The organism is Hymenobacter artigasi, assembly GCF_012275535.1.
GTDB lineage: Bacteria > Bacteroidota > Bacteroidia > Cytophagales > Hymenobacteraceae > Hymenobacter > Hymenobacter artigasi.
In genome coordinates, this window is sequence record NZ_JAAVTK010000005.1 from 122,189 (window position 1) to 148,446 (window position 26,258).

32 protein-coding genes and 1 tRNA gene are annotated in these 26,258 nt (G+C 60.9%); 17 read left to right on the forward strand and 16 right to left on the reverse strand.

Translation table 11 applies throughout. The features are described from left to right. Positions 1 to 44 precede the first annotated feature (44 nt). The 4 genes from HBN54_RS10360 to HBN54_RS10375 form a co-directional block, all read right to left on the reverse strand. On the reverse strand, positions 45 to 443 hold the full coding sequence (locus HBN54_RS10360) for a M15 family metallopeptidase (RefSeq protein WP_235955487.1): 399 nt from the start codon (positions 441 to 443) through the stop codon (positions 45 to 47). Positions 444 to 507: 64 nt separating this feature from the next. Next, positions 508 to 789, reverse strand: a complete 282-nt coding sequence (locus HBN54_RS10365; protein WP_168673126.1) for a hypothetical protein — start codon at positions 787 to 789, stop codon at positions 508 to 510. A 54-nt stretch (positions 790 to 843) separates the two neighbouring features. After that, positions 844 to 1,179, reverse strand: a complete 336-nt coding sequence (locus tag HBN54_RS10370; RefSeq protein WP_168673127.1) for a hypothetical protein — start codon at positions 1,177 to 1,179, stop codon at positions 844 to 846. Between the two features lie 1,183 nt (positions 1,180 to 2,362). Continuing rightward, positions 2,363 to 2,719, reverse strand: coding sequence for an SLOG family protein (locus HBN54_RS10375; protein ID WP_168673128.1), 357 nt, complete (start codon positions 2,717 to 2,719; stop codon positions 2,363 to 2,365). Between the two features lie 204 nt (positions 2,720 to 2,923). Between HBN54_RS10375 and HBN54_RS10380 the strand changes: the two genes are divergently transcribed. The 7 genes from HBN54_RS10380 to HBN54_RS10410 all read left to right on the forward strand — a co-directional run bounded on the left by HBN54_RS10380 (position 2,924) and on the right by HBN54_RS10410 (position 6,191). Then, on the forward strand, positions 2,924 to 3,244 hold the full coding sequence (locus HBN54_RS10380) for a hypothetical protein (RefSeq protein WP_168673129.1): 321 nt from the start codon (positions 2,924 to 2,926) through the stop codon (positions 3,242 to 3,244). Next, positions 3,237 to 3,644 carry a hypothetical protein gene (locus HBN54_RS10385; protein ID WP_168673130.1) on the forward strand — a complete coding sequence of 136 codons (408 nt, stop codon included), beginning with the start codon at positions 3,237 to 3,239 and terminating at the stop codon, positions 3,642 to 3,644. Before HBN54_RS10380 ends, HBN54_RS10385 begins: the two co-directional genes overlap by 8 nt. A gap of 48 nt (positions 3,645 to 3,692) precedes the next feature. Then, positions 3,693 to 4,007, forward strand: coding sequence for a DUF3846 domain-containing protein (locus HBN54_RS10390; RefSeq protein WP_168673131.1), 315 nt, complete (start codon positions 3,693 to 3,695; stop codon positions 4,005 to 4,007). Between the two features lie 72 nt (positions 4,008 to 4,079). Next, positions 4,080 to 4,811, forward strand: coding sequence for a hypothetical protein (locus HBN54_RS10395; protein ID WP_235955477.1), 732 nt, complete (start codon positions 4,080 to 4,082; stop codon positions 4,809 to 4,811). A 65-nt stretch (positions 4,812 to 4,876) separates the two neighbouring features. Continuing rightward, on the forward strand, positions 4,877 to 5,122 hold the full coding sequence (locus HBN54_RS10400) for a hypothetical protein (RefSeq protein WP_168673132.1): 246 nt from the start codon (positions 4,877 to 4,879) through the stop codon (positions 5,120 to 5,122). A gap of 19 nt (positions 5,123 to 5,141) precedes the next feature. Beyond that, the gene (locus HBN54_RS10405) at positions 5,142 to 5,831 is read left to right on the forward strand and encodes a PD-(D/E)XK nuclease-like domain-containing protein (RefSeq protein WP_168673133.1); all 690 of its coding nucleotides are present in this window, start codon (positions 5,142 to 5,144) and stop codon (positions 5,829 to 5,831) included. Between the two features lie 39 nt (positions 5,832 to 5,870). Beyond that, on the forward strand, positions 5,871 to 6,191 hold the full coding sequence (locus HBN54_RS10410) for a YegP family protein (RefSeq protein WP_168673134.1): 321 nt from the start codon (positions 5,871 to 5,873) through the stop codon (positions 6,189 to 6,191). Positions 6,192 to 6,307: 116 nt separating this feature from the next. Here HBN54_RS10410 and HBN54_RS10415 read toward each other — a convergent pair whose 3' ends face one another. The 4 genes from HBN54_RS10415 to HBN54_RS10430 all read right to left on the reverse strand — a co-directional run bounded on the left by HBN54_RS10415 (position 6,308) and on the right by HBN54_RS10430 (position 8,671). Then, a complete protein-coding gene (locus tag HBN54_RS10415) occupies positions 6,308 to 6,733 on the reverse strand; it encodes a hypothetical protein (protein WP_210428019.1) in 426 nt (141 codons plus the stop codon). A 71-nt stretch (positions 6,734 to 6,804) separates the two neighbouring features. Next, positions 6,805 to 7,149: a hypothetical protein gene (locus HBN54_RS10420; protein WP_168673135.1), complete on the reverse strand. Its 345-nt coding sequence runs from the start codon at positions 7,147 to 7,149 to the stop codon at positions 6,805 to 6,807. Between the two features lie 74 nt (positions 7,150 to 7,223). Next, entirely contained in the window at positions 7,224 to 7,970 is a 747-nt protein-coding gene (locus HBN54_RS10425) for a hypothetical protein (RefSeq protein WP_168673136.1), read from the reverse strand. A gap of 68 nt (positions 7,971 to 8,038) precedes the next feature. Continuing rightward, entirely contained in the window at positions 8,039 to 8,671 is a 633-nt protein-coding gene (locus HBN54_RS10430; protein ID WP_235955478.1) for a thermonuclease family protein, read from the reverse strand. A gap of 71 nt (positions 8,672 to 8,742) precedes the next feature. On the opposite strand from HBN54_RS10430, the gene HBN54_RS10435 reads away from it, so the two are divergent. Further along, positions 8,743 to 8,937 carry a hypothetical protein gene (locus HBN54_RS10435; protein ID WP_035560018.1) on the forward strand — a complete coding sequence of 65 codons (195 nt, stop codon included), beginning with the start codon at positions 8,743 to 8,745 and terminating at the stop codon, positions 8,935 to 8,937. A 359-nt stretch (positions 8,938 to 9,296) separates the two neighbouring features. Here HBN54_RS10435 and HBN54_RS10440 read toward each other — a convergent pair. Then, positions 9,297 to 9,373: transfer RNA gene (locus tag HBN54_RS10440), tRNA-Asp, on the reverse strand. Between the two features lie 300 nt (positions 9,374 to 9,673). On the opposite strand from HBN54_RS10440, the gene HBN54_RS10445 reads away from it, so the two are divergent. The 4 genes from HBN54_RS10445 (at position 9,674) to HBN54_RS10460 (ending at position 13,183) form a co-directional block, all read left to right on the forward strand. Then, positions 9,674 to 10,621, forward strand: a complete 948-nt coding sequence (locus tag HBN54_RS10445) for an acetyl-CoA carboxylase carboxyltransferase subunit alpha (RefSeq protein WP_168673137.1) — start codon at positions 9,674 to 9,676, stop codon at positions 10,619 to 10,621. 103 nt (positions 10,622 to 10,724) lie between these two features. Further along, entirely contained in the window at positions 10,725 to 11,573 is an 849-nt protein-coding gene (locus tag HBN54_RS10450) for an MBL fold metallo-hydrolase (protein WP_168673138.1), read from the forward strand. A 124-nt stretch (positions 11,574 to 11,697) separates the two neighbouring features. Beyond that, a complete protein-coding gene (locus HBN54_RS10455) occupies positions 11,698 to 12,447 on the forward strand; it encodes a patatin-like phospholipase family protein (RefSeq protein ID WP_210428020.1) in 750 nt (249 codons plus the stop codon). A 163-nt stretch (positions 12,448 to 12,610) separates the two neighbouring features. Then, the gene (locus HBN54_RS10460) at positions 12,611 to 13,183 is read left to right on the forward strand and encodes a 1-acyl-sn-glycerol-3-phosphate acyltransferase (protein ID WP_168673139.1); all 573 of its coding nucleotides are present in this window, start codon (positions 12,611 to 12,613) and stop codon (positions 13,181 to 13,183) included. A 97-nt stretch (positions 13,184 to 13,280) separates the two neighbouring features. Here HBN54_RS10460 and HBN54_RS10465 read toward each other — a convergent pair whose 3' ends face one another. The 5 genes from HBN54_RS10465 to HBN54_RS10485 all read right to left on the reverse strand — a co-directional run bounded on the left by HBN54_RS10465 (position 13,281) and on the right by HBN54_RS10485 (position 18,585). Further along, positions 13,281 to 14,528: a sensor histidine kinase gene (locus tag HBN54_RS10465; protein WP_168673140.1), complete on the reverse strand. Its 1,248-nt coding sequence runs from the start codon at positions 14,526 to 14,528 to the stop codon at positions 13,281 to 13,283. Positions 14,529 to 14,534: 6 nt separating this feature from the next. Continuing rightward, a complete protein-coding gene (locus tag HBN54_RS10470) occupies positions 14,535 to 14,981 on the reverse strand; it encodes a response regulator (RefSeq protein ID WP_168673141.1) in 447 nt (148 codons plus the stop codon). A gap of 4 nt (positions 14,982 to 14,985) precedes the next feature. Further along, the gene (locus HBN54_RS10475; protein ID WP_168673142.1) at positions 14,986 to 17,301 is read right to left on the reverse strand and encodes an ATP-binding protein; all 2,316 of its coding nucleotides are present in this window, start codon (positions 17,299 to 17,301) and stop codon (positions 14,986 to 14,988) included. Further along, the gene (locus HBN54_RS10480; protein ID WP_168673143.1) at positions 17,283 to 17,861 is read right to left on the reverse strand and encodes a biliverdin-producing heme oxygenase; all 579 of its coding nucleotides are present in this window, start codon (positions 17,859 to 17,861) and stop codon (positions 17,283 to 17,285) included. The genes HBN54_RS10475 and HBN54_RS10480 overlap by 19 nt, the downstream gene beginning before the upstream one ends. Positions 17,862 to 17,922: 61 nt before the next feature. Next, on the reverse strand, positions 17,923 to 18,585 hold the full coding sequence (locus tag HBN54_RS10485) for a DUF4159 domain-containing protein (RefSeq protein WP_168673144.1): 663 nt from the start codon (positions 18,583 to 18,585) through the stop codon (positions 17,923 to 17,925). A gap of 307 nt (positions 18,586 to 18,892) precedes the next feature. Here HBN54_RS10485 and HBN54_RS10490 point away from each other — a divergent pair, with 307 nt between their 5' ends. From HBN54_RS10490 to HBN54_RS10505, 4 genes are all read left to right on the forward strand, one after another. Beyond that, entirely contained in the window at positions 18,893 to 19,474 is a 582-nt protein-coding gene (locus HBN54_RS10490; RefSeq protein ID WP_168673145.1) for a Crp/Fnr family transcriptional regulator, read from the forward strand. A gap of 89 nt (positions 19,475 to 19,563) precedes the next feature. Beyond that, positions 19,564 to 20,388 carry a hypothetical protein gene (locus HBN54_RS10495; RefSeq protein ID WP_210428021.1) on the forward strand — a complete coding sequence of 275 codons (825 nt, stop codon included), beginning with the start codon at positions 19,564 to 19,566 and terminating at the stop codon, positions 20,386 to 20,388. Next, the gene (locus HBN54_RS10500; protein WP_168673146.1) at positions 20,333 to 21,769 is read left to right on the forward strand and encodes an RtcB family protein; all 1,437 of its coding nucleotides are present in this window, start codon (positions 20,333 to 20,335) and stop codon (positions 21,767 to 21,769) included. The genes HBN54_RS10495 and HBN54_RS10500 overlap by 56 nt, the downstream gene beginning before the upstream one ends. Positions 21,770 to 21,971: 202 nt before the next feature. Further along, positions 21,972 to 22,520 (forward strand): hypothetical protein, encoded by a 549-nt coding sequence (locus HBN54_RS10505; RefSeq protein ID WP_168673147.1) that lies wholly within the window; start codon positions 21,972 to 21,974, stop codon positions 22,518 to 22,520. Positions 22,521 to 22,524: 4 nt separating this feature from the next. Here HBN54_RS10505 and HBN54_RS10510 read toward each other — a convergent pair whose 3' ends face one another. Together HBN54_RS10510 and pckA are read right to left on the reverse strand one after the other, a co-directional pair. Then, positions 22,525 to 23,223, reverse strand: coding sequence for a 16S rRNA (uracil(1498)-N(3))-methyltransferase (locus tag HBN54_RS10510; protein ID WP_168673148.1), 699 nt, complete (start codon positions 23,221 to 23,223; stop codon positions 22,525 to 22,527). A 152-nt stretch (positions 23,224 to 23,375) separates the two neighbouring features. Continuing rightward, on the reverse strand, positions 23,376 to 25,001 hold the full coding sequence (gene pckA / locus HBN54_RS10515) for a phosphoenolpyruvate carboxykinase (ATP) (RefSeq protein WP_168673149.1): 1,626 nt from the start codon (positions 24,999 to 25,001) through the stop codon (positions 23,376 to 23,378). A gap of 231 nt (positions 25,002 to 25,232) precedes the next feature. On the opposite strand from pckA, the gene HBN54_RS10520 reads away from it, so the two are divergent. Further along, complete coding sequence (locus tag HBN54_RS10520) at positions 25,233 to 26,150, forward strand: helix-turn-helix domain-containing protein (RefSeq protein WP_168673150.1); 918 nt, start codon at positions 25,233 to 25,235, stop codon at positions 26,148 to 26,150. Positions 26,151 to 26,258: the final 108 nt, after the last annotated feature.

Consider the following 26,258-nt stretch of genomic DNA (forward strand, 5'->3'; position numbering starts at 1 on the left):
ACCAAAACGAGCAGGCCAGATGGCCCGCTCGCTTCATTTCTATCTTATACCTCAAAGTGCGGCCGGTCTTTAAACCCCGGCCAGTCCCCGCCCCAATGCACCCGCGCATCGGCCGCCTTCATCAGCCGCGCAAACTTGCTCAGCAGCAGCCCCGACCACACCACCGTTCCATCAGCCAACAGAAACGCCACATCCAGCGCCCGGCTCGGTAGAAAATTGTGCTTCGATTCCCCACCGCGTTTGTATGTCACCACCGGCCCCGGCGCACCTCGTCCGTGGGTGTACAGCTCATCCTGCGCCGTTGGCGACCGGTACCCCTCCGTCACAATCGGCAACCCCAGCAGCCGTAGCACCGGGTCACCCGACCAGCGCCGCAGTGCCACCTGATACGCTTCGACCAGTTCCTGCCGCACGTCCGCCAGCCGCGCCGCCTGCCGAACCATCTGCGCCACATTCAGCCGCGGGGCCACCCGCTTACCAACCGCATAAGGGGCCATGTCCTCCATGCTACCGGGTGCCGGCTCCATCCGCCGGCTCTTCATTAGCCCCACTCACCGTACCAGCGGCCTCCGGTGCCACCGTCAGCGCCGACAGCCCCGCCGTCAGCGACCCCACCAGCACCAGGTAACCCGCCGCCGACACGACCGCCGCCGGCAGCGCTACCGGGGCCGCCACCAGCACCAAGCCCAGCCCCCCGATGGCCTTTCCAACCGCACTAACCTTGCGCCAAAACGTCGGCGACGGCAGCGCCACCCGGTCCAGCAGACTTAACTTCTTAACAGATTCCATGAGCAAAAACAGTTGAAAGTGAATAAAATACAAGTCCATTGCCAACCCCATACCCTAGCCCTTGCCAGCTTCCGCAGATGGCTCAGCAGGGGAGGAAGCCGCCGCGCCCATTGAGTCTCCAACTCCTGAACCCAGCCCCGAGGCCGGCAGCTTCACCACCGCCTCCGGGCGCTGCATCGCCTTCCGAATCGTAGCCCAGATAGTCACCGCCGCCACAATCACCTGAATGACCAGATGCCCATACATCTCGATAATGTGCGGGTTGGCCGGGGCTAATTCCTGCGTCAGCACCTGCCCGGCTAGCGCGGTACCAAGAATATGCAGCAAGTGTCCGGTCTTCGTATCAGCGAAAAACATATTTTCGTAGTTTGTGGTAAGTGAAAATCTCATTTATACGAAATTACGAACTTATTCCAGTTTCAGATACAATCCATTTGCTCCGTCTTAAATTGTACTTATTCGGGGGTGCCCCCAGCCCTCCGCGCTGCTCCGGGCCGGGGTCGGGCTATCCAGGGCTCCGCTACGCTGCGGTGCTGCGCACAGCTCCCGTTGGTCGCTCCCTTTCTATCCCTCACCCACTTCTCCCGCGACTCAGCGAAGCTTCCGGTGCCACCCGCCAACGGGCCAGGCCGCCCCGGAAAAGGTGCCGCCTGTCCCTACCAGGCCCACCGCCCGCGCCGGCCGCTACTTCATTGCGGGGGCCACGCTGCGCTACGTTCACTCTTTCGCTACGTACCTCCGCTCATTCGTTCCCTACGCTTGCAGGCTCCCTCCGCTCCGTAGCGCCCCGCGCTCAACCCACCCGCCCACAGCTGCAACAGTTGCTCCGGTAACCCCCGCCCACGCCCGGCCCCACCTCCCTAAAATCGGCCAGGCCGCGCTACCCATCCGTCAGCCGGGGCGGGCCGCTTCCCGCTGGTCAGCCACCCTTGGCATCACAGCTACCCCAGCTTCGCCCAGCGGGCCGAACCACTCCCTGCGGTCGGGTTCAGCCCTACCATCCTACCGGCATTCTTCGTCGGGCTGAGCAAGCTCAGCCCTCCTACCAACTCAAACGGCACCAACGCGAGCCCACAGCACGGGGCCACGTCGCCAATCCGCAAGGTCGCCGGCTCCTCACGTCGCCACCTCCCAAGCGGGCCTCCTGCCCCCTTACCCGCACGCGCCCTGATGCCAGCCCACCGCAAAAGCCGCCGTGCCGCGCAGGGCCAGAAAAAAGGCCCCACGCCGCCCGTCAGCCCCCTCCTGATTCGGTTGCAGGCCGCAGGCTGAAAAAAGCCTGCCACCCGCCAGTAAAGTTTGCGTTCAGGCCACGCAGGCAAAAGCAAGGCCCGCTTCGCGGAGGGTTTCATTGGGGAAAGCCCCAAACCCCTGCCATCATGCCCTGGCTAACGCCCGGTCATCCTCCTCGGCTTCCGCCGCCTCCCTTCGGTCGGCCGCTCCACCCTCACAAGGCCGGCTCCGCCGAGTTTTCATTGGGGCCTCAGCCCGCCCCCAAACCCCAGGCAAGGCATTCAGGCTGTTCAGTAGGGTCGCCTGCAGTCGCCCGGCACGGCCCTGGCAGCTTGCCGCCTCAGTCCAGGGGCAGCAGCTCGCAGCGTCGGCCCAGCCGCCTGGCGGCCTTCAGCGTGCTCAGCGTGCCCTTGCTCTTACCGTCCCACACCACCAGCACTAGGCTGGCCCGGCGCACTATTTCAGCATTGCGCACGTGGGTGGCTGCCGTGGGGCCGTGGGTGGCATAGTCGGGCCGCAGTTCCAGCAGCGGCACCCCGTGGGTCCGTGCCCAGGCCGCCGCCAGGCTATCCACGCCGGCCGCGCCGCCGCTCACCACCTGGTCAGGGGCCAGCTCAGCCAGCCGGGCAGTTAGGGCCGTGCATTTCACTATGCTCCGGCTTCCCACCACCGCTACTACATTTTTGTCTTTTTCCATGCTACAAGTTACGAATAATTTATTACAAAATGTTCCACGTGGAGCATTATATATTATATTTTAACTCGTAATAAATAGTAACAAATGAGAATTTTAGTCGTATATTCGTATAAGAAATGGGAAAGACCTGTTTCGCATTGCGCTTGCGGCGCGAGTTGGGCCCGGCCCGCTTAGCAGCGCACCTCACGGCTAACCCATACAGCCATGCAACCCAATCAACTTTTGCAGCTTGCCGCTGCCGCTTGGAAAGGCCCCGCCCTCTGTTCATTTTCGGGCATCTACATTTCACAGTCCGCCGCCACCTTTGGCAAGGGCAGCACTTCTTGGCACGTCATGCTCAGCCTAGCCACGCGGCCGGAGTGCCAGCCCTCAGGCGGTTTCGCTGGCTTTTCGCCCTGCCCATTTGAGGCGCTGCGCTTAGCCTTCCGCGCCATGCGCGCCGCGCACCCTGGCTTTGCTTTCGCCGCCGTGTGGGAGGTCATAAAGGCCGAGGATGATTTCGCCGGCGTGCTGGCTCATGCTTAGCCTCGTTCTTGCTCCAGCCGCGTCCACCAAGGGCGCGGCTGTTGACCAGGCAGTGGCCAAAATGGCGGCCTTGCAAGCCACTCTCGCCCGGTTGTCGGCCAAGTACCCGCCCCGCCCCATTGTAGCACCCCGGCCCGCACCAGCTCCCGTTTCGTCGGTTTCCGTAGCCGCCACCGCCGCGCTTGCCCGTGCCCATTCGGCTCTGTTTGATGCCCGCGCCGCCAAGTATGCGCTGCGCGACGAATATGGTACCCAGCCCGGCCGCTTCGCTCGCCTCCGCGCCGCCATCATCCGCTACCAGCAGGCCCGCGCCGCCTACGCCGTTGCTGCTGCCGCTTACCACGCCAGCCCCGCCGGGGCCGCATTGCAGGCCGCCCGCGCTAAATACGCCCGCTTTTAGTCACTTGGCCCGCGCCCACCCGGTGCGGGCCCCTAAGCCCCGCCATTCATGCCAAAAACGGCTACTCCCTATCAGCCCCATTTGCTCGACCCGCACAGCGGCACCCCGCAGCCAGTCAGCCCCGCCAATGGCCGCAGCTTCAAGCTGGCCGAGTTGTACCAGCTGCTCGATTGCCGCCTGGTCGATGTCATCCGCCTCAGCCCCGAACTGATTCTCATCATCGACGACGAAGGCAAGTTCCGCCATCCGGCCTACCTCAATCTGCTGGCCACCTACCTGTGGTACCAGCACCAGCCCGAAGCGCGGGGCCAGGATTCCATCGTGGGCCGTGCCATCCTGTGCCACGACAAACAATTCAAATAGAACACTCACGGCGCAGGGGCCGGCCGCCAACAGGCCCCACCTTTTCATTTCCAACCCCAACCATTTCCCATCATGTCCACCAAAGTAAAAGCCCAACGCACCGCCACCACCGAAGCCGGTGCCGCATCCATCACCGCCCCCGAGGCTCCCGTGTTCATCCTCAGCGGCCCCATCACGGCCGTGCCCGCCTACCTAACCGAGAAGGCCGACGAGACCACCGGCGAAGTCGTGCAGGTTTCCCGCTTTCGCTACCTGCCCGGCCACCCGCGCCAGGTGCGTTTCGATGCCAAGGCCGGCCAGTTCAACATCGGCGGCACCGTGCCGCTTGGCAACTCCCTTTCCTTCATTCCGCTGGCCTGGCGCGTGTTCCAGGACGACATCCTGAACATGGGCCGCAAGCTGTGGGCCGAGCTGTTTTTTGCCGACGAAAAGGGTGCCATCTGCGCCGTGCTCTTCCACGGCTACAGCGTCGAAAATCTGTACCGCCTCATTGAGCCGCTGTTTTACGACGACCTGACCCTGGCCGACGTGACGGTGAAAGTCACCGCCGAGAAGAAGCAGACGACGAAAGACGGTAAGACGGCCACCTACTACATCGCCCAGTTCAGCTACGAAGCCGCCGATGCGGCCGAGGTAGCCGCCCGCCGCGACTTCGCCCGCGACTTCCCTCTCTGGCGCGCCGAAACCTACACCGGCGCGGCTGATACGCGCATCCAGCACGCCTACACCGTGCCCGTCGAGGACGACCCCACCAGCCCCGAGCCGGCCGCCGCCGAGCCCGTCGCCCTGCAGCTGGCTGCCTAATTCTTTGGCCCCCACGGTGCCCGCCGTGGGGGCCATTTGGCTACTCACTTCTAACATCCGATGCCATGAATTACATCGACCCGCCCCAATTGCTCATCGAGCAGCCGCCACACGACGAAACCGAGGCGGCCTTACTGGCCCAGCTTCCGGATGTGCTGGTGGCCGCCGGCCCACTGCCCGACGACCTGCGCGACCTTGCCCCCGCCGTGCGGGCGCTGTTCCCCGCCCCGGCCTATCTGGTCGGCTGCGGCAGCTCTCACATCTGGCTGCACCGGGCCGCCAACCCCAACCGCCTAGCCCTAATCCGCTAACCCTCTTTTCTCAACCGCCATGTTTCACGCCCTTACCCATCACCCCGCCCTGACCCAGGCCCAGCACCGCGCCCTGCCCCAGGTAAGCAACACCGACCTGTCCAATCTGAAGGCCACGCTGCTCGGAAAGCCCAACACCCCCAACCCCGTGGCCTTGGCCTACGGCTCCCACTTCCATACCGCCGTGCTAGAGCCCCCGCACTACCAGCGCACCGAGGAGCGCGGTATCAAGTGGAGCGACCTGGAGACGCTGGCCCGCCAGGTGCGACGCCAACGCTACTGCCGTGACCTGCTGTATCGGGGCCACGCCGAGCAGTCTTACACCGCCACCCACACGGCCACCGGCGTAGCAGTGAAACTGCGCCCGGACCTGTTGGTCAGCAGCCCAGCGGGTCGCTGCCTGACCCTCATCGACTTCAAGACCACCAGTAGCCCCAACCTTGACCACTTCCTGACCACCATCGAGAAGTACGACTACGACCGTCAGGCCGCCCTCTACCTCGACGTTCTCGGTGCTACCCGCTTCCTCATCATCGGGGTGCAGAAACGGGCCCCACACGAAGTATGGCGCGTGGAATTGACCGCAACGCCCGGCCTCATCGAGCAGGGCCGCAAGAAGTACAACACCCTGCTACGCCACCATGCCCGGCAAGCTGCCGGCTTTTTCATTCCGCTCGTCCAGCCCGCGCCGTTGGCGCTGGCCGCTTAATTTGCTATCAATCATTTCACCTAAAGAATTCTTGCACTCATGGCAACCTTCCAGATTTCCCACACCAGCGGCCAGTTTTGGTACCATCTCCGTGCCAGCAACGGCGAGATTATCCAGTCCGGCGAAGGCTACACCACCAAAGCCAGCTGCCAGAACGGCATCCGGTCGGTGCAGGCCAATTGCCAGCCGCAGCGCTTCGAATCATTTTTCAACGCCGGCCAGTACGGTTTCAATCATGTCGCCGCCAACGGTGAAATCATCGGCCGCAGCGAGAAATACACCACCGCCCAATCCCGCGACCATGGCATCCAGGTCGTGATGCAGGATGCGCCTGCCGCCCGCGTCGAAGACCTTAGTTAGCTGTGGTTGCTCAGCAAGCCAAAGCCCCATTAGCTACCGATTGACCCAAATCAAAAAGCCGACCCCTGCATGGCAGGAGTCGGCTTTTTCGTGGTTTTTAGTGCTAGCTGTTGCCCTTACGCCTCCGCAACATCAGTAGTCGGCGGCGTCTCTGGAGCAACTGGCGTTTTTGGTGCAACCCCCTTATCCGTTTTGGCAGCTTGAGCAGGCGGCGTAATTGGTGTACCGGCCACCAACTCACCAAACAGCGGATTCGCCGGCAGCGGCTGCCCGCCGTTACCGTCCGGAATCTGGTTGAAAATGATTGCCTCCTCACCGGGGGTACTCTGCGCCAGATGGTCTTCCAGCACTTCCTGCCCGCTGTTGGCGTGCAGCTCCTGCGTGAGCAGCGTGTAGGTGCTCACGTCCACGCCGTAAATCTGATTGAGCGCATCCATCTGCATGGCCGCATCTTCGGCCGCGCCAATGGAATCCGACAGGAGTTTGGTGTAGCGCCGGGCCTTTGCATCGGCTTTCGCCCGCAGGCTGATGGCGCGTTTCATGCGCCGCTTAAATTGGGTTTGATAGGCCGTAAGTGCCATAATCTAGAAAATTAGAGAGTGAAAAGAAAGACTTAATCGAGGTCCGCATCGGGCGGCAGCATAGCCCCACCCGCATCAGCCGGCAGGTTGACGAACTCCGCCGCCGGTGCTCCGCCCAAACTGGCCACCGCTACCTGGTTGAGTGCCGCCGCCGAGTCGGCCAGCCGATAGCCGTCCACCAGGTCGGTGCGCAGGCTCATATTCGTCCCATACAGGGTGTTAATCCGTCCGATATGGTCGGCGGCCGTCTCGCCCAGCGCCAGCACCGTGGCCAGCCGGGCCACCAGAAACCGGGCCTTCCGGTCGGCCTTCGCCCGCAGGGCCAGGGCCTTTTTCATGCGCCGCTTGTACTGCAGCTGATAGCCAGTAAGTGCCATGGGAAGGGGAGGAGTGAGGGAAGAAAAAACGGCCAGCCGGTATTGGCTGGCCGTCTCGTGCCACTTGCTACGGCTTAGGCCACGTACTCAATCGCCAGCGGGTTGGTGCTGTTGTTATTGAGCGGGTAGAACTTGCCGTTGACCTGCTGGTAGAAGTTGATGCCCACCACGCCCACCACCAGGTTAGCCGCGGGCGGAGCTACCGGGAAGCTGGCCACCATCGTCTGGTTGGCCAGGGCGGCGCTGTTTACGGGCAGAATGCCGAGCGGAGCCGCCACCACGCCGTTCGTGTAGGTCAGCGTCTCCATATCCAGCGACGAAGCGGCGAACACCACTTCAAAGTGGGTGGTGCCCTGCGGAGCCGCGATGTCCGAAGCCGGGTTCAGGCTCGGAATGGTCATCGTCACGTCCGTACCAGCGCCCGTCACCTCGTAAGGGAAGTACATGGTCTGGCCGATGCCGGCCCCGGCGTTGAAGTTGAAGCCGAGCAACGGGGCCGAGTTCGAGGAGTCGAACACGCGCTGGCCCCGGTCGTTCGTGTCGTCGAGCCCGACGATGGCGCGCATCGTGGCCGTGAGGCGCGAGGCCACACGGCTGTCGCTGGCCGCAGCAATGGCCACGCGTAGCGAGTCACGCAACACCTTGCTGTAGCTGGCCGCCATGCCGAATTCGGCGGCGTTTTCCCGGGTTCGCGCCCGGCTCGGCGCGCTGGCAAAGGCGGCCTTGTTGCTGGCCGGCTTCTGCGAGATGTTGCCGTTTTTGCTGAACACCAGGCCACCCACGGTGCCCTGAATGCCAATAATACCTGTCTGACGTGCCATAATAAAAGGTCGTAGTTAGGAGTGAATAATTCGTTTTGAGTCGTGGCTGCTTGCATTCTGCGGCCTTGCTACCAGGTGCAGCCCACCCCGTAACGCCGCTTGTTTTTATAGTTGAACTGCCGCCACAGCTTCGGCGGGAGCGCGTCCCCGGCCCCGCACTTCCACAGTCCTCGCCGTCCGGCTACGGCGGCTGCCTGTTGTGCCGCCCGGCCCGCCACCCGCCGCTTCGGGTCCCAGGCCCACGCCCAGCCGCGCACCACCAGTAGCGAATCCAGCGCCAGCGTCGGCCCGCCGGCCACCGGCAGCCGCACCGTGGCCAGCGTCCGCCCGTACAGGTCCACGCCGCGCCGCGTCAGCCACACCAGCTGCAGCTGCACCCGCCGCGTCACCGAGTCGCTGGCCTGTGGCCCAAAAGCTTGGTCCAGCTCCGGCGCATCCACGCCCAGCAGCCGCACCCGGTACCGCACGCCCCCGGCCAGCACATCATACGTGTCGCCGTCCACTACCCGCACTACCCGGCCACTCTCGGCTTTCGGCGCAGTAAGCCCCGCTACCCGCATCAGCCCATTGGCCGGCAGTTCCCACGCCGGCCCCGCGCAGCTCCGGGAAGCAAACGGCAACGCCCCGACCGCCGCCGCGCCAATGCTCCCGGCAACGAGGAGCACCTGCCCCATGGTTTGTGACGCCTGAAATAGTTTCATGCCACGAACCTACTGTCCCCTCGAATGGGTTGTATATTCGTCTAGCCAACTATACACCGCAAGTACCCACTATGTCCCAGGTTTGCATTTACCCGAAGGAAGCAGCCGCCGTCACCGGCAACGGTTACCAGGCTGGCAAGCGCCTCTTGCAGCGCATCCGGGTGCAGCTCGGTAAGCCCAGCCGCGCCCTGGTTTCCATCCAGGAGTTTTGCGCCTATACCCACCTGCCCGAGCAGGAAGTGCGCGCCGCCCTCGCCCGCAGCTAGACTGTAGCGCTACCGTACCTGGAGCGTATCGGAAGCGTAGGGACAGTTTGCGCGTCCTGTCTCGTCCGGCTATAGCTGTACAGGTGGAGAGGGACCGGTATATTCCTGAAATGGCCGTGTTGGCAATCAGAAAAAGACGTATCTCAGTTTTTTCAACGAAATGTCGCTTGTCCCCTGGCTTGTTGTGGGAAGCAGACGCCGTTACTTGATTACCACAGCAGGGGAGGTTGGCAGTGCTGTCCCCGCTCACCGCAAGGCAGGATTATTATTCAAATCTGTCCCCTGAGCTGTCCCCTCGAATTGCGATAAAAGAAAAACGCCCTGTAAGTTAGATACTTACAGGGCGTTTATTTGCAAACTGGCGGTCTGGACGGGACTCGAACCCGCGACCTCCGCCGTGACAGGGCGGCATTCTAACCAACTGAACTACCAAACCGTTTGCCTTGGTGGAGAAGCCGTGTGCTTTTCCGTTTTGGTGTTACAAAGGTAGGGCAAGAAAACTGCGCCCTGCAAGTATGGGGCCAATATTTCTGTAAAAAAAGGGCTGTTTGGGAGCTTGAAGGTTGTTTCTCAGGAACATTAATTTTTGCGCCTTGCCGCAACGGCAGATGTTTTACCTTTGCCATCCGCCTTCGCAGCGGCATTTGGGGGCGCAGATAGTAGGGCCAAACCCCTTTTTAACCGTGCCGCCCGCTATTTTCGCTTTCCCACTCCACGTAAATACGCTTCGCAGTCCATGCTCCTCGATTTTGAACAACCCATTGCTGCCCTCGAAGGCAAGCTTCTTGAAATGCAGAAACTCGCTGCCGACAGCGATGTGGAAGTAGGCGAAGCCGTCGCGGCGCTGGAAAAACGCATTAAAGACCTCAAAAAGGAAACCTACGCCAACCTCACGCGCTGGCAGCGGGTGCAGCTTTCGCGCCATCCGGAGCGGCCCTATACCCTGGACTATATAGATGGCATGGCCGATAAGTTCGTGGAGCTGCACGGCGACCGCACCGTGGGCGACGACAAGGCCATGGTGGGCGGCTTCGGCGAGATTGACGGGCAGGCCGTCATGTTTATTGGCCAGCAGAAGGGGCACAACACCAAGCAGCGGCAGTTTCGCAACTTCGGCATGCCCAACCCGGAGGGCTACCGCAAGGCCCTGCGCCTGATGAAGCTGGCCGAAAAGTTCAACGTGCCGGTGGTGACATTGATTGATACGCCCGGTGCCTTTCCGGGCCTGGAGGCCGAAGAGCGGGGGCAGGGTGAGGCCATTGCCCGCAACCTGAAGGAGATGTTTATGCTGAAGGTGCCGGTTATCTGCGTTGTTATTGGGGAGGGCGCGAGCGGCGGGGCTCTGGGTATTGCCATCGGCGACCGGGTGCTGATGCTGGAAAACACCTGGTACTCCGTTATTTCGCCGGAATCGTGCAGCAGCATTCTGTGGCGCTCCTGGGATTATAAAGAGCAGGCGGCTGAGGCACTTAAGCTCACGGCGACGGATATGAAATCGGCTGGGCTGGTCGATGGCATCGTGAAGGAGCCGCTGGGCGGGGCTCATACTGCGCCCGAGGTGATGATTGAAACGCTGAAAAATACCCTGCTCAAGACGTTGAAAGAACTGAGCGCGATTTCGGTGGAAGACCGGATTTCGCAACGGATTGACAAGTTTTCGGCGATGGGCGTGGTGGTGGAATAAGTTGGGGCAGGAGGGTATGGGGGTAGGAGGGCAGGAGTTGGAATAGTAGCGTATAATTGTCCCTCTTACCCCCATACCCTCCCACCCGCATACCCTTAAAATAATGAAAGTTCATACCATTGATACCGGCCTTTTCAAGCTCGATGGCGGCGCCATGTTTGGCGTGGTGCCCAAAAGCATGTGGCAGAAGCTGAATCCGCCCGATGCCAACAACATGTGCACCTGGGCCATGCGCTGCCTGCTGATTGAGGACGGCGGCCGGTTGCTGCTCATCGACAACGGCATTGGCGACAAGCAGGACGAGAAGTTTCGGGGCCATTTTTACCTGCATGGCGACGACACGCTGGAGAAGTCCCTGCGCAAGCTGGGCTTCACCAGCGCCGATATTACCGACGTTTTTCTCACGCACCTGCACTTCGACCACTGCGGCGGCTCGGTGCAGCGCCGGCCCAATGGGGTGTTGCAGCTGGCTTTCCCCAACGCTACCTATTGGAGCAACGAGGCGCACTGGGACTGGGCCGTGACGCCCAACCCGCGCGAAAAGGCCAGCTTTCTGAAGGAGAATATTCTGCCGATTCAGGAAAGCGGACATTTGAAGTTTGTCGACCTGCAAAAGGGTGTGCCCGATGCGCTGCCGCAATTCCGCGAAATTATTCTGGCCGACGGGCACACCGAGAAGATGATGGTGCCGGTGATGGACTACAAAGGCCACACGCTGGCCTTTATGGCCGATTTGCTGCCCAGCGCCGCCCATATTCCGTTGCCCTATGTGATGAGCTACGACGTACGCCCGCTCATTACCATGCCCGAAAAAGAAGCCGTGCTGCGCCGCGCAGCTGCCGAAAACTGGGTGCTGCTGCTGGAGCACGACCCCACCAACGAAGCCTGCACCGTGGCCCTGACCGAGAAAGGCGTGCGCTTGGACCAGACCCTGCGAGTGGCGGATTTGTGAGTTGGCGGAGTGGCGGATGGATGAGAAAACCGTATCAGGCTAACTACCAATAGATAACAACGTGCAGGTTACTCAACAACCCGTCAATTCACCAATCCATCAACCCATCAGCCCGCAGCTTGGGTTGGCATTATCGGGAGGCGGCGCGCGCGGAATTGCGCATCTGGGCGTGCTGGCGGCCCTCGATGAGCTGCAGCTGCCGGTGGCGCGGCTGGCCGGCGTGAGCTCGGGAGCCATTGCCAGCGTGTTTTACGCGGCGGGCTTTGCGCCGCGCGAGATTTTGCGGCTGCTGCTGAGCACCAATGTCTTTCGGCTCACACGGCCGGCGTTTAGCCGGTTTGGGCTGCTGCACCTCGACGCGGTGGAGCAACTGCTGGCCCGGCACCTGGGCAGCACGGTCAACTTTGAGGATTTGAGCCGGCCCCTGACTTTGGTGGCGACGGATTTGATGGTGGGCGAGTCGGTGTATTTCAGCGCTGGGCCGCTGCTGCCGCCGCTGCTGGCTTCGTCGGCGGTGCCCATTATCTACCGGCCGGTGGAGTACCAGGGCCGGCAGCTGGTGGATGGCGGCCTGCTCAATAACCTGCCCGTAGAGCCGCTGCTGGGCCAGCCCGACCTGCGCGTGGTGGGCGTGCACTGCAACCCCATCAACCCCGAAGCCCGCATTCCCACCTTCCGCCGCCTGGTTGAGCGGACCCTGCAACTGGCCATCAACGCCAACACGGCGGCCCGCAAAAGCCAGTGCCACCTGCTGCTGGAGCCGCCCGAGCTGCGCCATTACCGGCCCCTGGGCTACAAGCGCGGCCCCGAGCTGTTCGACATTGGCTACCGCTACGCCATGGGCCAGGCCGAGGCTTTACAGGCACTGCTGTGAACGGGCGGCAGGCACTGGCCGCCTCCAGAAGGCTAATGTTCGTCCTTTTCGGCCGGGCCGGGCATCCATAAGTTACTTCAAACGCCTAGTTTTGCCAGTTGCTTCAGGGCCCTGTTGGGTTCCGAAGTGCCAACGCATCCCTTACTACCCGTATTCCTCAACAATGTCTCCTCGCGAAAAATCTCCCTTCTGGCATTCCATGGCCACACTCGTGTTCAAAGTAGCCGGCTGGCACCTGGGCGAGATTCACAATCCCGAAATCAGGAAGAGCATGATGATTGCGGCCCCGCACACCAGCAATTGGGACATTATCATAGCCCGGGCCGCCTTCTACCTGATGGGCGTGCCGGTGCGCTTCACCGTGAAAAAGGAGTGGACCGAAAACTGGGCGCTGGGCTGGCTGGTGAAGGCCATTGGGGGCCTGGCCGTGGACCGCAGCCGCAACAACAGCCTCGTGGATGGCATGGTGAAGCTGTTTGATACACACGAAGACTTGGTGATTCTCATCACGCCGGAAGGCACGCGCGCCTACCAGCCGCGCTGGCGCAAGGGCTACTATTTTGCTGCTCTGGGCGCCCACGTGCCCATTCGGCTGGGGTATCTGGACTATGCCAAAAAGGAAGCCGGTATCGGCGAAGCGGTGTGGCCTACGGGCGACTACGAAGCTGACGAAGCCCGAATTAAAGCGTTTTACCGCACCAAGTCGGGGCGCTTCCCCGCGCAGGGCGTGCGCTGAAACAAAAACCGTCATTCCGACGCAGGAGGAATCTGAGATGAGCTGTCGGTCAGGCTTATTTCAGATTCCTCCTGCGTCGGAATGACAACGTTAGATGCTAACAATGGCCGCCCTCGCCGTGCAAAAACACCCGGAATACCGTGCCCTGGCCTTCCTCGCTTTCGACGGCGATGTGGCCGCCCTCGGAATGCACCAGCCGGTTGACGAGGAACAGGCCCACGCCCGTGCCCTCGCCCGCCTGCGGATGGAACCGCCGGAACAGCTGGAATAGCTCGGAGCCGTAGCGGTCCAGGTTCATGCCCAGGCCGTTGTCGCGCACTTCGAGTACCGGGCAGCCACTGTCCTCATAGGTGCGAACCTGAATATGAGGCACCCGGGCCGGATGCCGGTACTTGAGGGCATTGCCCAGCAAGTTGATGAGGATGGTGCGCAGGTTGCTGCGCACGTAGCGCAGGGCGGGCAAACCGGCCAAGTCGGTGTCGACGTGGGCTTCGGTGGCTGTTAGCTGCGGGCGCAGGGCCTTTAGCACATCGGCTACGAGGCTGGCCAGGCCAACCTCCTCGGCGGCCTGCTTGCCGGGGCTGCGCTGCTCCTGCACCACGGCGGCCAGGTCGGTGATGGTGGTGGACAGGCTGTGCAGCGATTCTTCCAGCAGGCGCAGCACCACGGCCTCCTCGGGGTCCTGGAAGGTGGCGCTGCGGCGAAGCTCGTCGAAGAGGCCGCGCAGGTTGTTGAGGGGCTGGCGCAGGTCGTGGCTGGCCGCGTACACGAAGTTGTCGAGGTCCTGATTGGTGCGGGCCAGAAGGCGGTTGCGCGCCCCGATTTCCTGGTTGGCGGCGCTGAGCTGGGTGTTTTTCTCGTGGAGCTCCTGCCGGGTTTCGGTGAGCGCGGCCAGGGAGTCGCGCAGCTCGCGGTTCACGCCCTGCAGCTCGCCGTGGTAGCGGGCCACGTACTGGCGCCACTCGTTTTTCTCGATGGCGTACAGCACGGTTTTATTGAGCAGCTCGCGGTCAAACTGCTGTTTCACCAGGTAGTCGAGGGCGCCGGAGTTGAGGGCGCGCACGGCCAGGGCTTCGTTGCCGCCGCCGGTTATCATCACCACGCACAGCGTATCGGGCGGGGCCAGCTCGTTCAGGGCGTCGAGCAGGTCGAGGCCGTCGGTGTCGGGCAGGTTGTAATCGAGCAGCACGCAGTCGGGCTGCTGCAGCTGAAATTGCTCCAGGCCCTCGGCCCCCGAAGCGGCCTCTATGATTTCAATGCGCTGAAATCCAGTGTTCTGGCCAAGGAAGCGCCGGTACAGCATCCGGTCCTCCGGATTGTCGTCAATCAGTAAGATTCGCTTCACAGAGGTTTAGCCAGCCAGCGGAAGCTCGGAAGCCTCCAGCCAATAACGAATAATAAGCCGTACTTTTTCTTCCAGCTCGGGGTAGCCAATGGGCTTGGTTAGGTAGCTGTTGGCCCCCAGGCGGTAGCACTCGGCAATATCGGTGCTATTTGACGAAGTAGTGAATACGATGACCGGAATACTGTGCAGGGCCGGGTCATTTTTCAGGACGTTGAGCACGGCGCGGCCATCGGTGCCGGGCATATTGAGGTCGAGCAGGATGATGACGGGCAGCTGGCTGGGCCAGTTCGGGTGCTTGCCGTAGCCCTTGAGGTATTCGAGGGCCTGGTCGCCGTCTTCGCAGCGCAGCACGGGGTTGGTCACCGCATTTTTGTGGAAGGCCCGGCTCAGGGCCGTGAAGTCTTCGACGCTGTCTTCCACCACGAGGATGGGGATGAGGGCGGTGGGATTCATTAATTTACAGATTGTTGGCCAGCGAAAAATAAAAGGTGGCACCATGGCCGAGTGTGGAATCAACCCACAACTCGCCGCCGTGTTTTTCCACCAGCTTCCGGGCAATGGCCAGGCCCGCGCCGGTGCCTCCACCGTACTTGTCCTGCGCGTGCAGGCGCTTGAATATTTTAAAAATATTGTCGTGGTGCTTCGGGTCGATGCCGATGCCGTTATCGTGTACGTAAATAACGGTAAAATCGGCCGGGTCACCGGTGCCTTTGGGGCCACGAATTGCGGGCGGGGCCACGCCAATGGTAACGTGCTTCTCGGGGTGGTTATTGTAGCGCAGGGCGTTGGTCAGCAGGTTGTTGAATACCTCGTGCACCAAGGTGCGGTTGCCGCGCACGGTGGGCAGGGAAACGGGCACCGTCACCGTGGTGCGGGTTTGCTCCAGGCGGGGGTGCAGCAGGTCGATAATGTCGGCCAGGGCATCGTTCAGGTTCACGGCCTCCACCGCCATTTCAACCCGGCTCACGCGCGAGAGCTGCAGCAGCGCCTCAATCAGGGATTCCATGCGTTGGCTGAGGCGCACCAGGGTCTGGAGCTTGCTCACGCCCTCGGCATCAAGCTTATCGGCGTAGTCTTCCAGCAAAAACAGCGAGTAGTTATGAATGCCGCGCAACGGCTCCTTGAGGTCGTGCGAGGCCACGTAGGCAAACGAGTCCAGCTCGTCGTTGCTGCGCTCCAGCTCGGCGTTGAGGCGGGCCAGGCTGATGGCCTTGGCTTGCAGCTCGTTGAAGACTTTTAGCCGGATGTCGGAAATATGCAGGCGAATTTCTTTGGCCGCCTCAATTTCGAGGGGCTGCCACGGGGCCGATGTTTCCTCCACGGTCTGCTTCCAGGCCTCAAACGACTGCCGGGGCGAGAGAAAAATCTGCCCATCCACGGTGGTCTGGTTTTTTTCGTGGCGGCCGGCCCAGGTCACGGTTTGCAGCTGCTCGGGCCGAAACCAGAAGATGTACTCCCCCGCCTCGCGGGCCAGCGCCACGGCCAGAATGCCGCTGGCCGTACTCCTAATGAACTTACCGGCCGGGTTCAGCCGGGCGTAGGAATCGGTCACGAAAATATCGTGCGGGTTGTGGATGCGCAGCCATTCCACCAGCTCCGTAATCTGGGCGGGCGTGGGCGTGTGGCCGAGGGTAATGATTTCACCATCAAAGCAAATGGCCGCGCCGCCGCAGTCCAGCACATCCAGCAGGCTGGGGGTGAAGCGGTGCAGGCCATCCAGAAAATTTACCTGCGTGCTCACCAAATCGAACAGCCGCACCTGGGCCTCACGGATGCGCAGGCGGTAAGCCTGCTCGTCCTGCTGCTCCTTGCCTTTGAGTAGCACCGACACGGTTTTGCCCAAAAACTGGCACAGGTCGCGCAGCTCGTAGCTCACCAGGCGCGGGGTTTGGTGGTGGCAGGTTATCATGCCCCACAGCTGCCCTTCCTGAATGAGCGAAATGGTCATTGTCGCCTCCGAGCCCAGGTTATGCAGGTACTCGAGGTGAATGGGCGACACGCTGCGCAGCACCGAATACGTCATGTCGGGCGGGCGGCTGGCCCCGGGTGCCACGGCAGGCACCAGCGGCACCGGCTGGTACCGGGCATTGGGAATGAAGCGGAGCCAGTTTTTGAGGTACATGGCCCGCGCCTGCTTCGGAATGTCGGTGGCCGGGTAGTGCATGCCCAGCCAGGGGGGCAGGTCTTCGCGCACGGCCTCGGCAATTACTTCGCCGCTGTCGTCGGGCGCGAAACGGTAGATGGCCACCCGGTCGAACCCGGTGATGGCCCGCACCTGCTCGGCGGTTAGCTGGCAGCAGTCGAGCACGGTTTCGGCTGCGAGCAGGCTGCCCAGGCTCATGTTGAGCGCCGACAGGTCGAAGGCGCTGACCGTGGTATCGGCCACCGGCTCGCCTTCCACCCACAGCAGGCCATCGTAGCGATGCAGGATGAGCTTGTAGGCCGGCTGGCCCACCACCCGCCCCAGGCGAATGCCCAGCAGCCGCGCCTCCGGCCCCAGCGTGGCCCACAGGCGCTCTACTGCCACCAGCTGCTCTGGCTCCAGCAAAATGCCTAAGCCGGCCCCGATAATGTTTTCGGGAACGATGCCGAGCAGCGCCAGCGTGTTGGCGCTGGCCTGCACCACGCGGCGACTCTGCTCATCGAGGCACAGCAAAAAGCCGTAGGGCTGAATCAGGCCGGGGATGTGAATGGGCTCCCGGTCGCAGTTGCTGAGCGTGATGGGCTGGCCCAGCAGGCGTTCATCGGTAAGGGTTAGCGCTGATTCAGCCATGCGGATAATGCTTGGAACGTGAGAACGGCCGAAGCCACGATGGCCGCCGGCTCTTCGGTTTCGGCAGCTTCGGTCAGGTGCTGGCAAAAGGCCTTCCAGAGCGGCCCGGTGCGCTCGGCCCGGCCCGTGAAAAAGGCGTGCGCGGCAATGCCCGCTTTGTCGAGCTGCCGCGCAATTACCTGCCCGCCCAGCGTCGAGCCTTCGAGCACGTACATGGCCCCCAGCAGCTGGGCTCGGGTGCCGAGCGGCGGCAGCCCGGGGTAGAGCGGCGGCGCGGCATCGTGGCCCAGCCGGGCCAAATCTTCCAGGATGAGGGGCGCGCGGTAGCGCTGGTCGAGCTGCCAGGCCGGCCCGAAAAGGGCGGCCTGGGCGTGCAGCTGCGCCTCGTACGGTGCCAGAAAGCCATACATCCTGGCCAGGAACCGGGCGGTATCGGCGGCCGTTACCGTGCCTGCCGCCAGGGCCAGGTTAAATGGGTTTTGCTCCACGGCATCGTGGAAGGGTCTGGTTTCGTGACGAAGACGCGGCAGAATAGCCGGGCTTTCCGGAGGGTTGGGCATAGAACAGGACAACGTTAGCTGGGCGAAAGTAGGCCATTGAGCGCGGCGCGGCGACTTTTGCTCAGTCCTGGGTCAGGGCGTAGCTCACCAGGTTGGCCCCCATGCGCAGGGCGGCCTCGTGCGTGGCGGGCGAGTCTTCGGGGTAGGTTCCCACGTCTTCCCAGCCGTTGCCGAGGTCGCACTCATAAGAGTAGAAGCACACCAGCCGGCCCTTGTACACCAGCCCGAAGCCCTGGGCCCGCTTGCCGTCGTGCTCGTGCACCTTGGGCAGGCCCCGCGGGAACTGGTATTTCTGATGATAAATAGGATGCGAGAAGGGCAATTCCACAAATTCGAACTCGGGAAATACCTTCTTCATCTCGGGCCGGATAAATTTATCGAGCCCGTAATTGTCGTCAATGTGCAGAAAGCCGCCGCCGATGAGGTACTGGCGCAGGTTTTTGGCCTCCACGGCGGTAAAGCTCACGTTGCCGTGCCCGGTCATGTGCAGGAAAGGGTAGGAGAGCAGCTCCGGCGCATCGAGCTCCACGGTGGCTTCGTCGGGCGCAATGTTGGTTTTCAGGGCCTGGTTGCAGAAGCTGATGAGGTTGGGTAGCGAGGTTTTGTTGGCGTACCAGTCGCCGCCGCCGCCGTAGTGCAGCTTGGCAATGCGGAAGCTGGGGGCGGGCGCGGCGGCCGTGAGGGTGAGCAGAATGGCAACGGATAGCAGCAGGGATTTCAGCATAGCGACGGATAAACAGGAGCAGCTTATTGAGCGCTATAATTAAGCGCGGCGTGGGAAAGTTCGGCCGTGGCCGCTACCAATTTCGCATTGAGGCTGGCTCCGGATACCTGCAAAGTAATCATGCCCGCTACCTTGTAGCGCAACTGGCCGCTGTGGGCCTTGGCGGGGCAAAACAAACGGACCTGTCTGCCAAGTCCCCAGCGCGCCATGAAGACGCACATTTGCGTTTTGTTGTCGAACAGAATCGACCTGCTCCCCCCCACAACGAGGAGCGCACAGGCATCTGACCAATTACTAAACAGCCTCAATGAGCAATGAGAAACTAACCCGGTTCTTGCAAAGCACCGGCCTTATCAATGCCGGCCAGGCGGAAGAAATTGCCAGCGACTTCATTCACAAGAAGTTCGATAAGAATAGCTTCCTGCTGCAAGCCGGCCGCATCAGCGACGACTATCTGTTTCTGGACAGCGGGTTCATGCGTGCCTTTGCCTACGACACGGATGGCCACGACGTGACCACCGGTTTTTATGGCAGCGGCCAAGTCGTATTCGAGGTGGCGTCCTTTTTCACCCGCACGCCCTCGCAGGAGTACATTCAGGCCCTCACCAGCTGCCAGGGCTGGAGCATCACGCACCAGCGGCTGAACGCGCTGTTTCATGCCCGGCCCGAGTTCCGGGAGTTTGGCCGCTCGGTGCTGGTGCGCGGCTACGCGGCCCTCAAAAGCCGCATGCTGGCCCTGATAACCGAGTCTGCCGCCGCCCGCTACGAAAGCCTGCTGCGCGCCAGCCCCGAAATTCTCCAGCACGCGCCGCTCAAAACCGTGGCCTCCTACCTCGGCATAACCGATACTTCGCTGAGTCGGATTCGGAAAGGCGCGGCCCTGAGGTAGCGCCGGCGGGCATTTCTTGCCATTTGGCAAGCGGGTCCGGCCGGGCAGCCAGTTCCTTTGCAGCGAACCAAAAATCAATCCGCCCGGCCATGCACATGCTCCCTCATACTACGCTCACCGGCATTGTCTTCGGCTTCACCACGGGCCTCGCCGTCTGGTTCTTTTACCTTGCCGCGCAGCGGTCGAAACGGGCATTGCTGCTATTGCTGGCGTGGCTGCTGGTGCAAGGTGTGGTGGGCCTGAGCGGCTTTTACACCAGCAGCACCACGCTGCCGCCACGGATGGCGCTTTTGCTGGTGCCGCCGTTGCTCCTGATTATGGCGCTTTTTGCCACCACGGCCGGCCGCCGTTGGCTCGATGGTTTGCGCCTCGAACTATTGACCCTGCTTCATGTGGTCCGGTTCCCGGTCGAGCTGGTTTTGTTCGGGCTGTACCTGCAAAAAGCGGTGCCGAAACTGATGACCTTTGAAGGCCGGAACTGGGATATTGTGCTGGGCCTGACGGCGCCGGTGGTTTATTACTTCGCCCGCCGTAAGATGCTGTCGGGCCGCCCGGGGCTGCTACTGTGGAATATCCTCGGGCTGGCTTCCCTGCTCAACATCGTGGTCAGTGCGTTGCTGTCGGCTCCCACGCCCTTGCAACGCTTCGCCTTCGAGCAGCCCAACATAGCCATTCTGCATTTTCCGTTTGTATGGCTGCCGGGCTGCGTGGTGCCGTTGGTGCTGTTGGCACATCTGGCTGCTATCCGGCAACTCGCGATGGGCCGCTACCTGCCAGCCGCCGGCTGCCCCGCGCTGGGCGAAACTTTGCGTTCTTGCAGCGTCGGCCAACAAGCTGGCCAACATCAACCACCGACCAATGGTAACGGGAAACGACTTGCTAAAACTGGGCCTGAAGCCCGGCAAATGGTTTAAAGACGCGCTGGAGTACATCAACGCGAATGCGCTGGAAGGGGAGGCCCTGCACGCCTACCTCGACACCGTGAAGCCTGCGCCGGAAATCCCGCTGCTGGCCCGTCCGGTGCCTTTCCACGAAAATATCCGGGCCGAAACGGCAGTGGAGCAAGCCAATATTGACTATGTGAAGCAGTCGATGGACCTTCTCATGTGCACGCCCACGGTGGTGGCCGGGGCCATTATGCCCGATGCCTGCCCGGCCGGGCCGCTGGGCACCATTCCGGTGGGCGGCGTGGTGGCCACGCACCGGGCCATTCACCCCGGCATGCACTCGGCCGACATCTGCTGCTCCGTCATGCTCACCAACCTGGGCAAAGTGGACCCCAAAACGGTGCTCGACGTGGCGCAGGGCATCACCCACTTCGGCCCCGGCGGGCGCGAGGAGGCGCGGCAGTTTGCGCTGCCGGCCGAAATCGAAGCCGAAATGCGCGCCAATCCGTTTCTGAACTCCGAGCGCAGCCTGAAAATGGCCCGCGAGCACCTCGGTACGCAGGGCGACGGCAACCACTTCCTCTACGTGGGCGTGTCGGCCGCCACCGGCGATACCATGCTTGTGACGCACCACGGCTCGCGGGGCGTGGGTGCGGTGCTATATGGCCACGGCATGAAAATAGCCGAGTTTTTTCGCCGTGAGATTTCGCCCGAAACCCACCCCGCCAACGCCTGGATTCCCAGCGATACCCCGGAGGGCGAAAACTACTGGCGCGCCCTGCAAACCGTGCGCGCCTGGACCAAGCGCAACCACGAGGTGTTGCACGAAGCCATTGCCGCCCAGCTGGCCGCGCCCGTGCTGCAGCGCTACTGGAACGAGCACAACTTCGTGTTCCGCGACGGCGACGTATTCTACCATGCCAAAGGTGCCACGCCGCTCGACCCGAAATTCATGCCCGACATCACCGGCCCGCGCATCATCCCGCTCAACATGGCGCAGCCCATCCTGATTGTGGAAGGTGCCACGACCGCCAATAACCTCGGCTTTGCCCCGCACGGCGCGGGCCGTAACCTCAGCCGCACCCGCCACAAATACAGCAAAATCGGCCAGACCAACGAGGAAATTTTCGCCGAAGAAACCCAGGGCATCGACGCCCGCTTTTTCTTCAACCGCATCGATATTTCCGAGCTGCCCAGCGCCTACAAAAACGCCGAGGACGTGAAGCAGCAAATCACCGATTTCAACCTCGCCACCGTCATCGACGAAATCCAGCCCTACGGCTGCATCATGGCCGGCGACTGGGAGCAGGACGCCCCCTGGCGCAAGAAGAAGCTGGCCAAAAAAGCGGCTGAAGCTGCCGCCGCAGCCGATTCGCCAGCGGATACGTCGGCGCTGGTGGGGGAGTAGGATGAAACTTTAAAGGTTGGCCAATTAATTTTCTGACTCAAAATGGGGTCATCACACCTAAAATGAAGTGTTTATGCTCACTATCTATTGGCTGAAATCAATGCAGTACCTCATATTGACCCGATACCATAATTTATTTGGGAGAAACATATAATTTTTTTCACTTATTTAAAATTCGAAAAATAATTTTACTTTTTTTAATATGGAGCAGATTGTATCGGCAATAATAGCTGTGTTATTGCCATTTATAATTACTTACCTGAGTAATAAGAATCGTGAAAATATAAGAAAAAACATGCTTGAAGAATCAAAGAGCAGAGTAGACTTCTTAGAAAAATATCACGATGTTTATCGTAAGGTTTCTGGTCAAGTTGAAGGTGAAGAATTGATGAGTACACTGGTTGATGAGTTAAATGAAATTAAGTATAGTATCGATTTTCTTTATAAAAAGAACGAGTTCTTGCCTTTTGGGCAATTAAGCTTAGCACAACGGTTGTTTTTGACTTTCAAACCTGTCTCTATACACGGGTGGCTATTTAGTATTCTTTTTTATGCATTCACTTTCATCATTGTCTTTGCTGTGTTGGGGTGTTTTATAAACGATAAAGGAGACTTCACTCTGAAACAATTCGCTAAAAGTATTTATGATAATAATTTTATTTTTGGGATACTTATTTGTATATTTTTTCTCTTCTTATTTCATTATTTATCAATTCGTTCATATACGAAAGACGTAAGAAGAAATTTATAATTACTTATTTCCGTACTAGCTGCGCCGTAAACACCACCGCCAGCGCCGCCGTTTCAGTCCGCAGGCGCGAGGCCCCCAGCGTCACTGGCTGAATACCTTTTGCCAGCGCCAGCGCAATTTCCTGCGGCGTAAAATCGCCCTCCGGCCCGATGAGCACGCAGCAGCCGGTCCCATTACCCACTACCTGCGCCAGCGCCGTGCGCTCGCCCTCTTCCAAGTGCGCGATAAACGTGGTTTCGGGCGTCGCGCCCGCCACGAAAGCCCCGAAATCCGTCACTTCGTCCAGTTGCGGCATCCACGCCTGGCCCGACTGCTTCAGGGCGCTGATGGCGATTTTCTCCAGCCGCTCCAGCTTCAGCTCGCGGCGCTCGGAGCGGGCGCAGCGCAGGAAGCTAATGCGCTCCACGCCAATTTCCACGGCTTTTTCCACGAACCACTCCATGCGGTCGAGGTTTTTGGTGGGGGCCACAGCCACGTGGGTGAAGTAGGGGCGAGGCGCTACCGCTTCGTGGTGCGTGATGCGCAGCTGGCAGCGCTTGGGGTTCGCATCGGCCACGGCCGCCTTATAGAGGCCGCCCCGGCCGTCTAGTAGTTCCACTTCGTCGCCGATGCCCAGGCGCAGCACGCGGATGGCGTGCTTGCTTTCGTCTTCGGGGAGCGTATAGGTGGGGCCGGCAAGGTCGGGGGCGAAAAAGGTATGCATGGGTGCAAAGAACGGAGTCGAAAGGCATTGGCAGTTGCATTCGGGCCGCTACGGCTGCGGGTTGGCGGCAGAAGAAGTGGATTCAATTTCAACGCAAAAGCCCCGTCGGCTGCAACCGACGGGGCTTTCTGGTGAGTGAACTGCTTTGAAGCTTACGCTTCTACTGCCACGCGCGGCGCGCCGGCCAGAATTTCCTCGTTGGCAAATTCGGCGTATTTCTTAAAGTTCACCACGAACTTCTCGGCCAGGTCCGAAGCCGTTTTGTCGTAGGCTTCTTTGTCGGCCCAGGTGTTGCGTGGGTCCAGAATTTCGGTGGGCACGCCGGGTACCGCGCCGGGCACCATCATGCCAAACACGGGGTGCTTGGTAAATTTCACCTCGTCGAGCTGGCCGTTGAGAGCCGCCGTAATCATTGCGCGGGTGTAGGGCAGTTTCATGCGCGAACCGGTGCCGTAGCTACCGCCCGTCCAGCCCGTGTTGATGAGCCAGACGTTGATATCCGGGTTCTCGTCCATCTTTTTGCCCAGCATCTCGGCGTATTTGGTGGGATGCAGCGGCAGGAACACCGCGCCGAAACAGGCTGAGAACGTGGTCTGCGGCTCGGTAACGCCCATTTCAGTGCCGGCCACCTTGGCCGTGTAGCCCGACATGAACAAGTACATGGCGTGGCTCTTGTCGAGCTTGCTGATGGGCGGAATTACGCCAAAAGCATCGGCCGTGAGGAAGAAAATATTCTTCGGCGCATCGGCTACGCCGGGCTCAATGGCGTTGGGGATGAAGTTGATGGGGTATGCGGTGCGCGTGTTTTCGGTTACCGACTTGTTGGCGTAGTCCACCGTGTGCGTGCCGGGGATGAAGCGCGTGTTCTCCACGATGGAGCCGAAGCGGATGGCATCGAAAATCTCGGGCTCCTTCTCCTTGCTCAGGTCAATTACCTTGGCGTAGCAGCCGCCTTCAAAGTTGAAGATGCCGGCCTCGGGCGTCCAGCCGTGCTCGTCGTCGCCGATGAGGCCGCGGTTGGGGTCGGCCGAAAGGGTGGTTTTGCCGGTGCCGGAGAGGCCGAAGAAGATGGCGGTATCGCCCTTTTTGCCCACGTTGGCCGAGCAGTGCATGCTCAGCGTTTCGTGCTCGTGGGGCAGCAGGTAGTTCAGTACCCCAAAAATGCCTTTTTTCATCTCGCCGGCGTAGCCCGTGCCGCCAATCAGAATCATCTTCTTGGTGAAGTTGATAATGGCGAAGTTGGGCTGGCGGGTGCCGTCCACGGCCGGGTCGGCTTCAAAGCCAGGGGCGCAGATGATGCTGAAATCGGGCGTCCAGGACGTGTCTGCGCCTTCTTCGGGGCGTAGGAACATATTGTAGCAGAACAGGTTGTGCCAGGCCTGCTCGTTCACGATGCGCAGCTTGAGCTGGTAGTCGGGGTTTGCCCCGGCGTAGGCTTCGCGCACGTACAGCTCCTTATCGGCCAGGTAAGCCACCATTTTCTGGTGCAGCTGGTCGAATTTATCGGTATCGAAAGGGATGTTGATATCGCCCCACCACACGCTGTTTTCGGTGTTGGCGTCCTTCACCACAAACCGGTCTTTGGGCGAGCGGCCGGTGAACTTGCCGGTGTCGGCCATCAGCGCGCCGGTGTCGGTGAGGTGGCCTTCGCCGTTGCGCAGGGCGTACTCAATGAGCTCGGCCGGCGTGGGATTGAGGTGAACGGTGGCGGTATTTTCGAAGCCGAGGGCCTGCAAACGATTGCGGGTGTCGGCGGCAAGGGTGGAGGCTTCTTGCATGGCTATGAAAGTGTTGGGTGGGAATTCTCGTGACTTCTGGTACAAAGGTAGAATATCGCCGCTTGGGAGCAGTGAAACAAACCATTTCTTTAATGGGACAAATCAAACCGCATCAGGTCCGAATTGTTCCGCTGGTGAAAGTATACGGCTCAGGGCCGCACAAGGGTGGGAGTAATGCAACGCACGCTTATCTTTAGGTTTGCTTTGTCCCAGTCTTTCGCATCTTTGTCCATGGCCATCGAAATTGCTCGCTACAACGGAATCTACGGCGACCACAAGGCCCGGATTTCGCACGACTACCTGCAAAGCCAGCTCATCGTGCCCCGGCAGCGCTTCACCGACTGGGGCCTGAAGCCGCACCTGCACGAAAACCTGTTCCAGCTGTTTTTTCTCGAAGCCGGCCGCGCCGCCTTCGAGGCCACCGAGCTGGTGGAGCTGCGCACGCCCTGCCTGGTCATCATTCCGGCCAATACCGTGCACGGCTTCACCTTCAGCCCGCAGGTGAAGGGCCGCACCCTCACCTTATCAGAAGCGCTGCTCGATACCATTTTGCAAGCCACGCCCGGCGTGCTGGTCGAAATCAACGCGCTACATATTCTGTCCGAATTCAACTCCGAAGTCAGCTTCGCCGATTTATCGGCCCTGGAGCAGCAGATTCATGAGGAAATCAATTCGGAATTGCCTGGCAAGCAGCTCGCGCTGAATGGCTATTTCAAGCTGTTGTTCGTGAAAATATTTCGGCTGCTGCACCACCATCGGGGTCAGGACGAAAGCCCCAACCGCGCCCTGCACTACTTCCGCGAGTTCCAGAAAGCCATTGAACGCACGGCCCCGTTCGAGAAGAAAATATCCGACTTTGCCCAGGAACTAAAAATTACGCCGGTGCACCTCAACCGCATCTGCCAGGCCGTAAAGGGCAAAACGGCCCAGCAGATTGTGCAGGCCCACACCATCCGGCGGGCGCACAACTACCTATTATATACCTCGCTCTCGGTGGCCGAAATTGCCTACGAGCTGCAATTTGTAGACCCCGGCTATTTCACACGGTTTTTCCGGAAGCAGACCGGGCTTTCGCCGGGCGCTTACCGGGCCAAGGCCTACCGGAGCGATAGCGCGGGCAAAGGAGGGAAGCCGGAACTGGCATCCTGAGCGTTCTGCTTCGCCGGCCCACAAGCTTCATAATGCCGAAACTTTCCTAGATTTACCGTGCCCGTATTGCAGCGCTTGCGCAGCGGACCACTTTTCAACCGCTTTCCT